General features: G+C 68.7%; 15 protein-coding genes and 1 pseudogene. 14 read left to right on the top strand and 2 right to left on the bottom strand.

The features are described from left to right. Window positions 1–79 precede the first annotated feature (79 nt). Both Q1A87_RS21490 and Q1A87_RS21485 read right to left on the bottom strand, forming a co-directional pair. Window positions 80–506: pseudogene (locus Q1A87_RS21490) on the bottom strand (hypothetical protein); the annotation flags it as partial. Between the two features lie 57 nt (window positions 507–563). Beyond that, entirely contained in the window at window positions 564–2,663 is a 2,100-nt protein-coding gene (locus tag Q1A87_RS21485) for a TonB-dependent siderophore receptor (protein ID WP_299656328.1), read from the bottom strand. 299 nt (window positions 2,664–2,962) lie between these two features. Between Q1A87_RS21485 and Q1A87_RS21480 the strand changes: the two genes are divergently transcribed. From Q1A87_RS21480 to Q1A87_RS21420, 14 genes are all read left to right on the top strand, one after another. Further along, entirely contained in the window at window positions 2,963–3,934 is a 972-nt protein-coding gene (locus Q1A87_RS21480; RefSeq protein WP_299656325.1) for an iron-siderophore ABC transporter substrate-binding protein, read from the top strand. A gap of 4 nt (window positions 3,935–3,938) precedes the next feature. Beyond that, a complete protein-coding gene (locus tag Q1A87_RS21475; RefSeq protein ID WP_299656322.1) occupies window positions 3,939–4,964 on the top strand; it encodes an iron ABC transporter permease in 1,026 nt (341 codons plus the stop codon). Between the two features lie 23 nt (window positions 4,965–4,987). After that, the gene (locus Q1A87_RS21470) at window positions 4,988–5,989 is read left to right on the top strand and encodes an iron ABC transporter permease (protein ID WP_299656331.1); all 1,002 of its coding nucleotides are present in this window, start codon (window positions 4,988–4,990) and stop codon (window positions 5,987–5,989) included. Continuing rightward, complete coding sequence (locus tag Q1A87_RS21465) at window positions 5,986–6,819, top strand: ABC transporter ATP-binding protein (RefSeq protein ID WP_299656319.1); 834 nt, start codon at window positions 5,986–5,988, stop codon at window positions 6,817–6,819. The genes Q1A87_RS21470 and Q1A87_RS21465 overlap by 4 nt, the downstream gene beginning before the upstream one ends. Next, entirely contained in the window at window positions 6,816–7,865 is a 1,050-nt protein-coding gene (locus Q1A87_RS21460) for a siderophore-interacting protein (protein WP_299656316.1), read from the top strand. Before Q1A87_RS21465 ends, Q1A87_RS21460 begins: the two co-directional genes overlap by 4 nt. Before the next feature lie 213 nt (window positions 7,866–8,078). Continuing rightward, window positions 8,079–8,471: a hypothetical protein gene (locus Q1A87_RS21455; RefSeq protein WP_299656313.1), complete on the top strand. Its 393-nt coding sequence runs from the start codon at window positions 8,079–8,081 to the stop codon at window positions 8,469–8,471. Beyond that, window positions 8,468–9,124, top strand: a complete 657-nt coding sequence (locus Q1A87_RS21450; RefSeq protein ID WP_299656310.1) for a MotA/TolQ/ExbB proton channel family protein — start codon at window positions 8,468–8,470, stop codon at window positions 9,122–9,124. Before Q1A87_RS21455 ends, Q1A87_RS21450 begins: the two co-directional genes overlap by 4 nt. Next, entirely contained in the window at window positions 9,117–9,473 is a 357-nt protein-coding gene (locus Q1A87_RS21445) for a biopolymer transporter ExbD (RefSeq protein ID WP_299656307.1), read from the top strand. The genes Q1A87_RS21450 and Q1A87_RS21445 overlap by 8 nt, the downstream gene beginning before the upstream one ends. Further along, the gene (locus Q1A87_RS21440) at window positions 9,470–9,853 is read left to right on the top strand and encodes a biopolymer transporter ExbD (protein ID WP_299656304.1); all 384 of its coding nucleotides are present in this window, start codon (window positions 9,470–9,472) and stop codon (window positions 9,851–9,853) included. The genes Q1A87_RS21445 and Q1A87_RS21440 overlap by 4 nt, the downstream gene beginning before the upstream one ends. Continuing rightward, window positions 9,850–10,911 carry a TonB family protein gene (locus tag Q1A87_RS21435; RefSeq protein ID WP_299656301.1) on the top strand — a complete coding sequence of 354 codons (1,062 nt, stop codon included), beginning with the start codon at window positions 9,850–9,852 and terminating at the stop codon, window positions 10,909–10,911. Before Q1A87_RS21440 ends, Q1A87_RS21435 begins: the two co-directional genes overlap by 4 nt. Before the next feature lie 194 nt (window positions 10,912–11,105). Continuing rightward, window positions 11,106–11,348 carry a hypothetical protein gene (locus tag Q1A87_RS21430; protein ID WP_299656298.1) on the top strand — a complete coding sequence of 81 codons (243 nt, stop codon included), beginning with the start codon at window positions 11,106–11,108 and terminating at the stop codon, window positions 11,346–11,348. Further along, the gene (locus tag Q1A87_RS24315; protein ID WP_363323044.1) at window positions 11,272–11,511 is read left to right on the top strand and encodes a DDE-type integrase/transposase/recombinase; all 240 of its coding nucleotides are present in this window, start codon (window positions 11,272–11,274) and stop codon (window positions 11,509–11,511) included. Before Q1A87_RS21430 ends, Q1A87_RS24315 begins: the two co-directional genes overlap by 77 nt. A gap of 268 nt (window positions 11,512–11,779) precedes the next feature. Then, entirely contained in the window at window positions 11,780–12,586 is an 807-nt protein-coding gene (locus Q1A87_RS21425) for a glycosyltransferase (protein WP_299656295.1), read from the top strand. Then, the gene (locus Q1A87_RS21420) at window positions 12,571–13,395 is read left to right on the top strand and encodes an NAD(P)-dependent oxidoreductase (RefSeq protein WP_299656292.1); all 825 of its coding nucleotides are present in this window, start codon (window positions 12,571–12,573) and stop codon (window positions 13,393–13,395) included. The genes Q1A87_RS21425 and Q1A87_RS21420 overlap by 16 nt, the downstream gene beginning before the upstream one ends. The last annotated feature ends 449 nt before the right edge of the window (window positions 13,396–13,844 follow it).

Here is a 13,844-nt window from a genome sequence, read left to right as displayed (position 1 = left end):
CCCGTCACGCGGCCCATCCGCTGACATCCACGGGGGAAAAGGGGGAACTCGGCCTTCAGCGCCTTTACGCAACAAGGACGATCCGGTACATCAGCTTCAGATCGGCGGTCGAAACCGGGCGCGGCCGATAATAGACGCTGCCTCGGCCGATACCCAGAATATTCGCCTGGCGGTTGACGCTCAGCCCATGGTCGCGATCGATCATCGCTTTGCGCTCGGCAGCAGACCCGCCTCGCCGAGCGCGCCGGACATCGGAGCAGGGGCCGTGGCCCGGTGGGGCCGCGTAAGCCCTGCGAAGCATCCCTCTCGAGCGTCAATTCTCCTATCTTCGCATGCAGGGTCTTCACGTCGATCACCGGTTCCGCGTCCTTCTTCAGCACCTCGCCGAATACCCCGGTCGCCCCCTCCAGGAGCTGGTCGCGCCACTGCTCGATCTGGTTCGGATACACGTCGAAATCCTGCGCCAACTCGATCAGGGTCTTCTCGCCCTTGATCGCGGCAATCATGCCGCCGTTGCGCGGTAAATCCACTGATCCCGGCTGTTTAGATTCCCCGAACCACCTCTACCACGTATGGCTCAGCGTAAGTGCAACCTCCCGTCCGGGATTGTAGTAGTTCGCCGAGAACCCCTTCTGAGCGACGTGTTGCTCGTCCAGGAGGTTGGACACGTTCAGGCGCATCTCCGTCGTGTCTGTCAGACCGTAGCCGAGTGCCGCATCCACGATCCAGCTCGACTCGATCTCGTCGGTATTGGCGTCGGATGTCCAGTATTCGCCGATGTAGCGCGCGCCGAGACCCAGATCGACATCGCCGATCGCACCCCGTCCGGGAACCGCGTAGCCGATCCAGAGCGCCCCTGAATGCCGCGGGACCGAGCCAAGCGAATTGCCGTTGTCCGTGCCGTTGTCGGACTCGACGATCTCGCTGTCGAGATAGGAATACGCGGCGATGACGGACAATCCGTCCGTCAACTCGGCCTTGGCTTCCAGATCGATGCCACGCACCTGCGACTCGCCGATCGTCTCGGGCAGGAGCGTATCGGCATCGGTGACCGTCTGGTTGAACTTTCTCAGATCATAGACCGATGCGGTGAACAGCGCGCGCATCGCGTCGGGCCGGTACTTCAAGCCTGCCTCAAGTTGCTTGCCCCGTTCCGGCTCGACGCCGAAGGCCGATGCGGGCACGGCGGATTCCGCGTAGCTGCCGTAGAGCGACAGGTTCGGGGTCAGACGGTAGGTCAGGCCCGCGCGCGCGGTCGTCTCGTCGAACGCGCCCTCGGTCTCCACGCCGGACAGGTTGTCGGTCTGCTCCGCGTCGATCCGGTCGTGTCGCAGCCCGACCTGCGCGATCACGCGATCCCACGCGACTTCCTGCTGCAGGTAGACCGAAGCGACCCGCGTGTCGTTCGTCGTGGCCTGGAACGGCGTCGTCTCGTCGAGGTCGAGGCCACCGGCGTAAGTCGGATCGGTGAAGTCGATGTCGTCGGCCGGCGTGTACCACAGGACGTTGTCGCGGTGGTTGTCGCGGTACTCGACGCCTGCAAGCGTGCGGCTCTGCATTCCGCCCAGATCGGCGCGGTAGAGAAGATGGGCATCGCCGACGAAGTTCTCGAAACCGGCGTCGTTGGCGAAGTAAAAGCGCGACACGTCGGTTTCCGACGTGGTGGCGCCAAGGAACACGTAGCCGAACCCGCCGGTCCCGTCGGTCCAGCGCGCGGTCGATCCGAACTCGAGCCCGCCGCCGAATTCGTGCTCGACCTTCAGGGTCAGCGTATCGCGATCGGTGTCGAGGTAATTGAAGCCCGGCTCGCCTAGGAACAGGTCACGGTCGAACGCGTCGCCGTTGGCAGGGTAGCCGGAGCTGTTCGGGTACCCGTCCCGGTAGAGCTTGTCGTAGACGAGGCTGATAGTCGTCGCGTCCGAGGGGCGCCAGGCGAGGCCGCCGAGCAGGAAGCCTTCGTCGTCGTTGGAATCGTCGGTCTCCGCCTCCGCGTCCTTGGCTTTGCCGGTCAGGCGCCACGAAAATGCACTATCGCCAAAATTGTCGCCGAGATCGAAGCCGACTTCCTTGCGCGCGAAGGACCCGACCGTGCCATAGACGTAGCGCAGCCGCTCCCCGGTCGGGCTCTTGGTGATGAAGTTCACCGCGCCGCCCGGATCGGCCACACCGAAGGCCGTGGAGTTCGCACCCTTCAGGACCTCGACCCGGTCGAAGGCGAAAGGCTCCTCGCGCACGCCACCGAAATTCTCACCGATGAACAGGCCGTCTCGGTAGGTATAGGCGTCGTAGCCGCGGATCTTGAAGTAATCGAACCGGTCGTCGCGGCCGTAATAGTCGGTGGCCACGCCGGACGTGTATTGCAGCACCTCCTCGGTGGTCTCCGCCCCGCGATCCTCGATCTCCTTCGAGGTGACGACGGAGATCGAGGCAGACGACTCGAGGATGTCGTTGGGCAAACCGCTGCCGCTGCTGACCTGATCGACGACGATGGTCTCGCCGTCGGTGCTGCCGGCCACGGAATCGATGAAGATCGTGCCGAGATCGACCACGTCGCCGGCCGTCTGAGCGTGGGCGGCCGCGGCGAGGAGCGCGCAGCTCGCCGACCCCGCAAGGAGGAGGCAGGCATGGGTGGAACGCGGCATGGCCGGGGGCTTGGTATTCACGGGGGGATAGTCTCCTGCTTCGGGGCTGGGCCAGAGCGGCATTGTCGAAGCCGTCCATTCCCGGACGGCTGCCTCTGGCTTCGAAGCGTGCGTCGTCTCGGCTTGTTCGCCGTTCGCGACGATCACCCCGTGGCTGGAGTAGAATCGAACCCCGTCAGGGGATCGGCCGCATTTGCGCTTGCTTGACGAAAACAGTCAACTTATTCCCACGAGAAAATCCGCGATCCCGGGCCGCCGAATGCATCGGCTTCGGATGGCGCGGGAACGCAATCGACGAGGGCGCTACGATGCAAACAAGAATGGAACGCGGTCTCGCGATCCTGACGATGGTTTTTCTGGCCGTCGCGCCCGTGTCGGCCGATCCGAGCTATCCGCTCGAGATCGTGCATGCCTATGGCACCACGATCATCACCGGGCAGCCGGAACGGATCGCGACCGTCAGCTGGTCCAACCACGAGGTCCCGCTTGCCCTCGGCGTGGTGCCCGTCGGCATGGCCGCGGCGAATTTCGGCGACGATGACGGGGATGGCGTCCTGCCCTGGGTGGCCGACCGTCTGGCGGACCTCGGCGCCGAGACGCCCGTGCTTTTCGACGAGGGCGACGGGATCGACTTCGAAGCCGTCGCCGCGACCGGGCCGGACGTGATCCTCGCCGCGCATTCCGGCCTGTCGCAACAGGAATACGAGATCCTGAGCCGGATCGCGCCCACGATCGCCTTCCCGCACATGCCCTGGACGACCGAGTGGCGCGAGATGATCCGCATGAACAGCGCGGGCATGGGCAGGCCCGAGGCGGGCGCGGCGCTGATCGCCGACCTGGAGGCGCAAATCACGCGGGCCGTCGCCGGGACGCCGGCGCTCGCGGGCAAGAGCGCGATCTTCGTCACGCATCTCGATCCGACGGATCTGAGCCGCATCCCCTTCTATTCCGACAACGACACGCGCGTGGCCTTCCTGCACGATCTCGGCCTGGTCTCGCCGCCGCTCGTGCAGGAGATCTCCGCCTCCGGCCGCTTCTCCGGTGAGGTCAGTGCCGAGCAGATCGACCGGCTCGACGACGTGGACATCGTCGTGACCTACGGAACGGACGCGCTGCTCGAACAGCTCGGCACCCATGTCCTCACCCAACGGATGCCGGCGATCTCGCGCGGTGCCATCGTGCTTCTTCCGAACGATCCGCTCGGCACCGCGGCGTCGCCGTCACCCTTGTCGATCCCCTACGTGCTAAACCAGTACGTCGCGCGGCTCGCTGCCGCGGCCCGGGCCGAGTAGGGGCATGGCCGACGTCTCGATCCTGCCCGCGCGATCCGGCGGCAGCCGGAGGCTCGTCCGGCTCGGCGCGCTTCTCGGCCTTCTCGTTCTCTGTGTTCTTCTCTCCCTCGGCTTCGGCGCACGTCTGACTGGCTGGGCCGATCTGCGCGCGGCCCTGACGGGGCAGGTCGAGACGATGGGACAGGCCGCCGTGGCGAGCCGCGTGCCGCGCACCGCGCTGGCAGCGCTCGCCGGCGCGTCGCTCGGGATGGCCGGCGCGGTCATGCAGGGCCTGACGCGCAACCCGCTGGCCGATCCGGGCATCCTCGGCGTCAATGCGGGCGCGGCGCTTGCCGTGGTGGTGGGACTGGCGACGTTCGGGCTCGACACGTCCGGGGCCTATGTCCGGACGGCGATCTTCGGCGCAGCCGTCGCGGCCGCAGGCGTCTACACCATCGCCAGCCTCGGTGCCGGGGGCGCGACGCCGCTCAAACTGGCGCTCGGCGGCGCGGCCCTGACGGCGGCGCTGACCTCGCTCACGACGGCCGTGATCCTGCCCCGCGGCGACATCTCGGGGCTCGTGCAATCCTGGCTCGTCGGCGGCGTCGGCGGCGCGACCTGGGGGCGGATCGCGCCGGTCCTGCCGTTTCTGGGCTTCGGCGCGATCTTCTCCCTCCTCTCCGCGCGCAAGCTCAACCTTCTGGCGCTCGGCGACGACACGGCGGCCAGTTTGGGCGAGAGTGTCTGGCAGGCCCGCATACTGGCGGCGGCAGGGGCCGTCACGCTCTGCGGCGCGACCACGGCGGCCTGCGGGCCGATCGGCTTCGTGGGACTGGTCGTGCCGCATCTCTGTCGCCTGCTCCTCGGCGTCGACTACCGGGCGATCCTGCCCGGCTCGGCGCTGGCGGGCGCGGTGTTGCTCCTGCTGGCCGATATCGCGGGGCGTCTGGTCGCACGTCCGGCCGAGCTCGATGTCGGCATCGTGACGGCCTTCGTCGGAGCGCCCGTCTTCATCTGGATCGTGCGGCGCAAGCGGGTCACCGCGCTGTGAGCGTCATCCCGAACATCGCCGGTCTGCGGCGCCGAAACGGTCGCAAGCGACATGTCGCGATTGCGACGCTCGCGTGCCTCGTGCTCCTCGGGACCGCCCTGACCCTGTCGATCGGGCAGTCCGTGACCACGCCGCTCGCCGTCATCGCGAGCCTGACGGGCCAGGAAACGGGCGGCGAGGCCTTCACGATCCGCGTCCTGCGCCTGCCCCGTGCGCTGGTCGCGGCGCTGGCCGGAATGTGCTTCGGGATGGGCGGCGTCGCCTTCCAGACGCTGCTGCGCAACCCGCTGGCAAGCCCCGACATCATCGGCATCAGCGCCGGGGCGAGTACGGCAGCGGTCTTCTGCATCGTCGTACTCCAGCTGTCCGGCGCGGCCGTCTCGGTCGCGGCGGTGGCGGCGGGTCTGGGCGTCGCGCTCCTGATCTATCTGCTCGCATGGAAGGGCGGCGCGGCCGGCGCGCGGCTGATCCTCGTGGGCATCGGCATCGCCGCAATGCTGCAGAGTTTCACCGCCTACCTCCTGACGCAGGCGCCGAGCTGGTCGCTGCAACAGGCGCTGCGCTGGATGACGGGGTCGGTCAACGGCGCGCAGCTCGATCAGGCGCTCCCCCTCGCGGGCGCGCTCCTCGTCTTCGGCGGCGCGCTGTTCGCCATGGGCCGCGATCTGGAAGCGCTGCGGATGGGGGAGGAAATGGCGGCCGGCCTCGGGGTGCGGACCGGGCTTGCGCGGATCACGGTGACATGCGCCGCCGTCGGGCTGGTCGCCACTGCCACTGCGGCAACCGGCCCGGTCGCCTTCGTGGCGTTCCTCGCCGGTCCGATCGCCGCGCGGGTTCTGCGCCGCGCCGGCTCCCTCCTCCTGCCGGCGGCGCTCACCGGAGCGGCACTCGTCGTAGTCGCGGACTTCGTGGGCCAGGTGGTGCTGCCCGCGCGCTACCCCGTCGGCATCGTCACCGGCGTCCTCGGCGCACCGTATCTGTTGTACCTGATCGTCCGCGACAATCGCACGGGGACGGCCCTTTGACCGGGGTCGCACTCTCCCTCGAACGGCTCCACGCGGGCTACGGCGAGGGCCTCGTCCTCGACGGGCTCGACCTGTCCCTGCCTCGCGGCCGGATCACCGCCATCGTCGGGGCCAACGCCTGCGGCAAGTCCACGCTCCTGCGCGCCATGTCGCGGCTCCTGCCGCCCAAGGCCGGACGCGTGCTCCTTGACGGGGCGGACATCCATGCGGTGGCGCCGCGACGGCTCGCGCGCCGTCTCGGGTTCCTGCCGCAATCGCCCGTCGCGCCGGAGGGGATCACCGTCCTCGACCTCGTCTCCCGCGGCCGTCATCCCCATCAGGGACTCTTCGGACGGTGGCGTGTCGCGGACGAGCGAGCCGTCGCCGAGGCGCTACGCCTGACCGGGACGGGCGACCTGGCCGAGCGTCCGGTTGAGGATCTGTCCGGCGGCCAGCGACAACGCGTGTGGATCGCCATGGCGCTGGCACAGCAGACCGACATCCTGCTCCTCGACGAGCCGACGACGTTCCTCGACATCAACCATCAGGTAGAGGTCCTGGACCTGCTGACCGATCTGAACCGCGCGCGCGGCACGACGATCGTCATGGTCCTACACGACCTCAACCTCGCCGCCCGCTACGCCGCTCTGCTGGTGGCGATGGCCGATGGTCGCATCCACGCGTCGGGCAGGCCGGAGACTGTCCTGACGGAGCCGATGCTGCGTGCGGTCTTCGGCCTGTCCGCACGCGTCGTCGCCGACCCGGTCACCGGCAAGCCGATGATGATCCCGATCGGCCGGCACGGGGCCCGGTCCTGCGACGCCGAGGGCGCGATGGAGGTGGATTCATGACGCAGGTTTCGTCCGCCGAGTTCCGGCATCCGGATAGCGAACGCCTGCTCGGGTTCTACCGGGCGCGATACGAAGGGCACGACCTGACGTTGCGCGAACCGGAGCACGGCACCCTCGTGGCCGATATGGGCTTCGCGCAGGTCACGATCGAGGCCGCCCGCGAGGCCTGCCGGATCCGCATCGCCTGCGACGACGCGGCCCTACTGCCGGAGTTCCGCACCGGCATCGCATCGCTTCTGGCGTCGTTCGACCCCGCCCTGCCGCCACTTGGCTGGTCGGGTGCCGCGGCGGCCGGCGCCATGCCCCCGACATTCGCCGCGGGACGGGTGGTCGATTGCCGCCCGCTCGGGCGCTCGTGGTGGCGAATGTCGGTCAGGCTCGCACCGAACGGGTTCGCCCGCTTCTCGAGCGAGACGCATTGGCACGTCCGCCTGCTGCGTCCCGCGCGGCCGGGCCGCAAGCCCGTCTGGCCATGGCTGACGGAGCGCGGCACGATCGCCTGGCCCGAAGGCCGTGACAGTCTGATCGACCGCGTCTTCACCCTGCGGGCCTGCGATGCGGCCACCGGGACCGTCGTCTTCGACATCTTCCGCCATCCCGGGGCCCCGACGAGCGACTGGGCAGCGACGAATCCCGTCGGTCGGACGGTCGGTCTGATGGGGCCGGGCGCGAAGGCCGGACCGTATGTCGACGGGCCAGAGCGGCTTATCGTCGGCGGGGACGAGACCGCGGTTCCCGCGATCCTGCGGGGGCTCGAGGGGCTTCCGGTCGGAACGGGGGGCGACGTCGTCCTGCTGGTCGGTGACGCGGCGGATCGACAGGACGTGCCGGCGAACGGCCCCTCGGTCACTTGGCTGCTGCGATCCGAGGGGGCGACGGACGAGACCCTGATGGATGCGCTGCGAAACCGGTACGTCCCGGACTCCGTCGATACCCGGTTCTGGTTCGCCGGGGCGAAATCGTCTGCGCGCGAGATGCGCGCCCATTTCCGGAAGGTCGCGGCCGTCCCGAAGGACCGGGTGCATGCCGTCGGCTACTGGTCCTGATACGGCAGCGGTGAAACGTACGATACCGATCGTCAGTCAGTTGCCAGCGGGTCTGAGACCGAATCGAGCTCCTCCCGATTCACTGCCAGCCTTAAAGTCCGACAAAAATCGTCGGACTCCCCTTGCCGGCCGACAAGGCGTCTGGAATACGATGCCCATCCGGCATCTGGTGCCGTCCCTGTCTGGTCTTTGGCCTGGTCCGAGGTGTGTTTCGTGAGATATTCTGTTCTTGCAATCCTGTTCGCCCTGCCGCTCGAGGCGCAGGAAATGCCCGCGGGTCTGTCGATCGAGCTGAACGCGCTCGACCAGGTGGACGGGGCGTGCCGGCTCGTCTTCGTGGCGCGCAACGCGACCGATGCGGATATCGACGCGCTCGTCCTCGAGACGGTCGCCTTCGACGCCGAGGGCGGCGTGACGGGCATCTCGCTCTTCGACTTCGCCACGCTGCCCGCCGACCTGCCGCGCGTGCGTCAGTTCGACCTGCCCGGGACCGCCTGCGACGAGATCGGCAGCCTCCTCGTCAACGGCGTGCAGGCCTGCGAGGGCGGGGCCTGCGACGCGCCGCTTTCCGTGGGAAGCCGCACCGGGGTGGAGTTCCTCGGATGACCGGCCTCGTGGACCGGATCGTCGCGCTCCTCGCCCTCGGCGGCCCGGTCGTCGCGATCCTCGCCCTGCTCTCGATCGTCACGCTCGCCGTGACGCTCTACAAGCTATGGCAGTTCCGCGCCGCCCGCGTCGGGGCCCACCGGCGGCTGATGCAGGCGCTCGATGCCTGGGATCGCCGCGACCGGGTCGAAGCGCAGGCGCTGGCGGGCCGGAGCCGGAGCCATCTCGCCCCGCTCGTCGCCGCCGCGATGGAGAGCACGACCGACCGCGACCGGCGCGAGCGCATCGAGGCGGAGGCCGCGATGTCCTTCGGCCGGCTCGAACGCGGCTTCCGCGTCCTCGACAACATCGCGCAGATCGCGCCGCTCCTCGGCCTGTTCGGCACGGTGCTCGGCATGATCGACGCCTTCCGGGCGCTGCAATCGGCGGGCGCGGCGGTGGATCCGTCGATCCTCGCGGGCGGCATCTGGGTCGCGCTGCTCACGACGGCGGCGGGGCTCGCCGTGGCCATGCCGACCTCGCTCGTCCTCGCCTGGCTCGAGGGCCGGATGGCGCGCGAGCGGGACTTCGCGGACCTTCTGCTCGCGCGTGCCAAGGCGCCGGTTCCCCCGGCGGATGCGTTGGTCCCGAACCTCGCCGCCGCTCATGCCTAGATCCGCCTTCCGTCGCCGGGCGCTGTCGCTGACGCCGCTCGTCGACGTGATCTTCCTGCTGCTGTTGTTCTTCATGCTGACCTCGACCTTCTCGCGCTACGGCGAAATCGAGATTGCGGCCGCGGCGGGCGGCGGCGGCGGTCCGACGGACAGGATGCAGTTCCTGCAACTGGGCGAGGATCGCCTGCGCCTTGCCGGGCAAGAGGTCGCGATGGGCGCGCTGGCCGGACGGCTGGCGGGCGCCACGCTTCTCGTCTCGCTCGACGGCGAGGTCCGGGCGCAGCGATTGATCGACCTGATGGCCGTGCTGCGGGGCGTGCCCGACCTGTCGCTCACGGTGCTGCGATGAGCGCCCCACGCCATACCGCGCCCCGGCGCAAGCCGGAGGCGACAATCGCGCTGATCAACGTCGTCTTCCTGATGCTGATCTTCTTCCTCGTCGCCGGCACCGTCGCGCCGCCGCTCGACCCCGACGTGACGCTCGTGCGCACCGAGGATCTCGAGGGCCGCGCTCCGCCAGACGCGCTCGTCCTCCTCGCGGACGGAACCGCGCGCTACCGGGGCGCATCGACCAGCGCGGCGGAGCATGTGGCCGCGCGCGAGGAGACGACGATCCGCATCGTGCCCGACCGTGACGTTTCCGCCGAACGGCTGATCGAGCTCACGATCGAATTGCGGGCCGCCGGGGCCGAACGCGTCATGGTGGTGACCGAACGCGGGCTCGAATGATGCGGACCGCGCGCATTCCCGTCTCGCCGGTCGTCGCGGCGACGGCCCTGTTGGCCTCGGTCGCGACCCATATTGCGGTGCTCGCCTGGCGCGACCTGCCGGACCCGATCGCGATCGAAGGCGGCGGCGGCGCGCAGATGGCGATGGAGGGAACGGCATTCGCCGATCTCGCCCGCGCCGCCGCGCCCGTTCGAGCCACCGCGCCGGCGGCCACGTCGCCCCGATCCGAGGCGGCGCCGAGCCCCCCCGATCCCGCGATTGCCGCGCCGAACGTGGCCGATGCCATACGACCATCGCCTGCCGCACCCGCCCCCGAAGGCGCGCCTCGCCCCGCCTCCGGCATCGAGAACGCGCCGTCGGTCGCGGTCCCCGTCGCCCCGGAAGCTGCGACACCGGCCTCCGACACCGCTTACGCGACGCCGGACGCCCCGCCCAAAGCTACACCGGCCGCCGCGCCGGAGGCCGCGACCGCCGTCGCCATCGATCCCGCCCCGACGCCGCCCGTCGCCACGGCCGAACTATCCGAAGCTCCGCCTCCCGAGGTCGAGGAGATCGACGCGATCGAGGAGATGACACCGCGCCTGTCCGCCCGCCCGCGATCGCGGCCAGAGGCGATCGAGGCCCGCGCGCGCGCGGTCGCCGCGGCCCGAGTGGAGCGGTCGCCAGACTCCGCGCCAACGCCCGAGCTGGTCCGTCAAGGGAACGCCGATCGCGACGCGCGCCGTGGAACCGCCGGTGGCTCGGAGCAGCAGCAGGCCGCCGCTTCCGGCGCCGGACGGCAGCAGGCGGCGGGCAACGCGGCCGCCGCGAACTATCCGGGCCGGGTACGCCAGCAGGTCTCCCGGATGCGCCAGCCCAGGATCAGCGCGCGCGGCACCGCGACCATCGCCTTCACCGTCGCCGCGAACGGCACGCTGGCCTCGCTCGGCCTCGCCCGAGCCTCGGGCGTCGCCCGGATCGACCGCGAGGCCGTCGATCTCATACGCCGCGCCGCGCCCTTCCCGCCCCCGCCCCCGGGGGCGCAAACCTCTTTCACGGTCCCGATCTCCTGGCGGTGAAGAACCGGCCACCAATGGGGTTCCGCTCCATCCTTCTTCCGAGGCGAGCCAGCCGCAACTTCACGAGCGGGCGCCGGGCCGCTCGAAGGCTCGTGACTTCTGGAACATGGCGGAGAACGATGATCGGGCCTGTTGCGTCGTCGATCATCCACCAGCGATGCTGATGGCAACCGTCGAAGTACGGGGAGCCTGCCATGCGCCGCGATCCGATCAAGCGCCATCGGTTTCCGCGTGACGTCATCCTGCTTGCCCGTCCTTTAGACCACTGGTTTCCGCTCTCCTGCCAAGATGTCCGCGATCTGATGACAGAGCGCGGGATCACGGTGGACCAGGCTACGGGCATTTGCCGGGTTCGGACGTTTGGCCCCGAGATCGCGATGCCCGCCGACGATCACCGCAGCTGGCGGCAAGGGGCGACACCTTTGGCGCGCGGTTGACTACGAGGGCCGGTTCATCGACGTCCGACTGAAAGCCGAGTGTGACGCGAAAGCCGCCGAGGCCTTTCTTGAACGGACTCCGCGGGGAGATCGCCTTTGTCCGGACCCTGTTTGCCGAGACAGCCTGACGCACAGCCAGGCAGCCCAAGCTCGCTATCGGTGAGCCAATGCAACAATCCCCATGATCGTGCGTCAGACCGGACCGGAGGGTTACTTCGACACGACAATTCCCCGCGCTCGGGCTCGACCCGTGGACGGTGTTCGATGTTCCACTTTCGGAGGTAGTGGACGCCGCACGCCGCTTCCCATAACCCATCGACCGCAGCCATGTGCGGGCACTCGGTCTAACCCGTGATCCCGGCATCAGGGCGAAACGCGATCCCGAGGCCGGACGTTCGAGTCGGTCTCACGAGAGATGAGGCCGAGAGTCGATGCCACGCGACGCCTATGTCACGCTCGTCACGAAGGACGCTTTCGCGATCGGGGCAGAGGCGCTGCTTAACTCCCTGGCACATACCGGTACGACGGCAGATCGTGTCGTCCTCCACACGGGCAACATCGGCGCGGATGCCCTGTCGCGGCTGCGCCGGTCGGGCGCAACGCTCCTCGAGATCGGACTTTTGCCGACCTCGGATGCCTTCAACGCGGCGCATGACCGGGCCCGTATTCACGGCATGGTGGCCTTTACCCGGGGCGAGAAGCCGGCCTTCCACACGCCGCTCGACAATTTTGCGAAACTGCGGCTCTGGGAACTCGATTACGACCGGCTGGTGTATCTCGACGCCGACACGCTCGTCCTCCGCAACATCGACCGGCTGTTCGACTATCCGGAATTCTCGGCCGCGCCGAACGTCTATGAGCGCCTGTCGGATTTCCACCGTCTGAACTCCGGCGTGTTCACTGCGCGGCCGTCCCGTGCGACATATCAAGCGATGCTGGCCCGGCTGGACGTTCCGGGGGCGTTCTGGCGGCGAACCGACCAGACCTTCCTCGAGACGTTCTTCCCCGACTGGCACGGCCTGCCTGTGACGATGAACATGCTGCAATATGTCTGGCTCAACCTGCCGGAGCTGTGGTCCTGGGATTCCATCCGTGTCCTGCACTTCCAGTACGAAAAGCCATGGGAACCGCATGCCAAGGCCGACCGGCTCAGGCCCCTGATCGACCTCTGGCATGCCTATTCCGAAGGCACGCCCCCCGACCTGTCGCGTCTGCCGGACCCGTGCGCATCGCGCTGACCGGCGCCACGGGGATCGCCGGCCACGCGGTCGCGGCCTGTCTCCTGTCGGCCGGATGGGACATCGTCACGCTTGGTCGGCGGCCTTCCCGTTTCGATGTGCCGCATGTGGACTGGTCGCTGGGCGAACAGCCGGACGTGGCCTGCGACGCGCTCGTGCATTGCGCGTTCGCCCATGCGCCCGGCCGCTACCGGGGCGGGGAAGGAAACGATCCGGCCGGGTTCCTGCGTCTGAATCGTGACGGGACCCTGCGGCTTCTCGATGCCGTGGCGGGCGCGAAGGTCGTCTTTCTCTCCTCCCGCGCAGTTTACGGCGCCTATCCACCCGGCACGCGCCTCGACGAGACGATGCCGCCGCGTCCCGACACGCTCTATGGCCGGTTGAAGGCCGAAACGGAGATCGTGGTCGGCGATCGCGGCGGGACGAGCCTTCGCGCGACAGGTCTCTACGGACCCGCGCCGCCCGGCCGGGATCACAAATGGGCCGATCTCTTCGCCGATTTCGTCGCGGGTCGATCCATCCTCCCGCGGGTGGCGACCGAGCTTCACGTGTGCGATCTCGCGGATGCCGTCGAACTCTGCCTTCGGGGCTGGACGCCGCCTGTTCTCGACGTCTCCGACATCCTTCTCGACCGGCGCGATCTTCTCGCGCTCTATGCGGAAATCAGCGGTACCGACGGACGCCTGCCCGATTGCGGCGACGCGACACGGGTCAGCGAGATGGCGAGCACGCGCATCCGCGCGCTCGGCTGGATGCCGCGAGGCCGCGCGGGACTTCGATCGAGCCTTATCGAAATGCTCGGATTTTAGGAGCCAAGGTTCGGCATGGAGCGATCCAGCCGATGACGGCTGATCCTATGGCGTGCAACGATTAGACCTGATGCGGACTGCAAGTCGCATCACGAGGGAGGATCGGCCGTTCGGTCCTCGCGCCTGTCGCGAACCCGGGCCGACAAGATCCTGGGGTCCGGGCGGATCCAAGGACCAGATGGGCTTTGAGGGATGCACGCGGAGCGGCAGCGTGAGTTCCGAGCGCTCTTGGACGAGGTCGGAATACGCTGCAAGGAGATCGACCGCGGCTTCGAAGCCGATATTGGCTTGCCTGCGCAGGAACCCTCTTGCACGAAGCCTTCCCGGGGTTCGCATAGCGAGCCCGGCTGCATAGCTGCGCGGCATATCCATACCGGTAGTGCCCCGGCTGGTGGTGTAGGAGGCCGCGCGCGGAGCCCTCGGTGTAGCGTAGCGCGCGGCCGGTGGTG

Origin of the sequence: uncultured Jannaschia sp., assembly GCF_947494055.1 — a bacterium.
Classification (GTDB): Bacteria; Pseudomonadota; Alphaproteobacteria; order Rhodobacterales; family Rhodobacteraceae; genus Jannaschia.
The sequence above is the reverse complement of the archived record's forward strand: the minus strand, read 5'-3'. Positions and strand labels throughout refer to the sequence as shown.

Coding starts and splice junctions, on each gene's coding strand:
- Q1A87_RS21450 (WP_299656310.1), top strand. CDS start 8,468: ATGACCGGCCTCGTGGACCGGATCGTCGCGCTCCTCGCCCTCGGCGGC.
- Q1A87_RS21445 (WP_299656307.1), top strand. CDS start 9,117: ATGCCTAGATCCGCCTTCCGTCGCCGGGCGCTGTCGCTGACGCCGCTC.
- Q1A87_RS21460 (WP_299656316.1), top strand. CDS start 6,816: ATGACGCAGGTTTCGTCCGCCGAGTTCCGGCATCCGGATAGCGAACGC.
- Q1A87_RS21475 (WP_299656322.1), top strand. CDS start 3,939: ATGGCCGACGTCTCGATCCTGCCCGCGCGATCCGGCGGCAGCCGGAGG.
- Q1A87_RS21430 (WP_299656298.1), top strand. CDS start 11,106: ATGCGCCGCGATCCGATCAAGCGCCATCGGTTTCCGCGTGACGTCATC.
- Q1A87_RS21435 (WP_299656301.1), top strand. CDS start 9,850: ATGATGCGGACCGCGCGCATTCCCGTCTCGCCGGTCGTCGCGGCGACG.
- Q1A87_RS21440 (WP_299656304.1), top strand. CDS start 9,470: ATGAGCGCCCCACGCCATACCGCGCCCCGGCGCAAGCCGGAGGCGACA.
- Q1A87_RS21480 (WP_299656325.1), top strand. CDS start 2,963: ATGGAACGCGGTCTCGCGATCCTGACGATGGTTTTTCTGGCCGTCGCG.
- Q1A87_RS21425 (WP_299656295.1), top strand. CDS start 11,780: ATGCCACGCGACGCCTATGTCACGCTCGTCACGAAGGACGCTTTCGCG.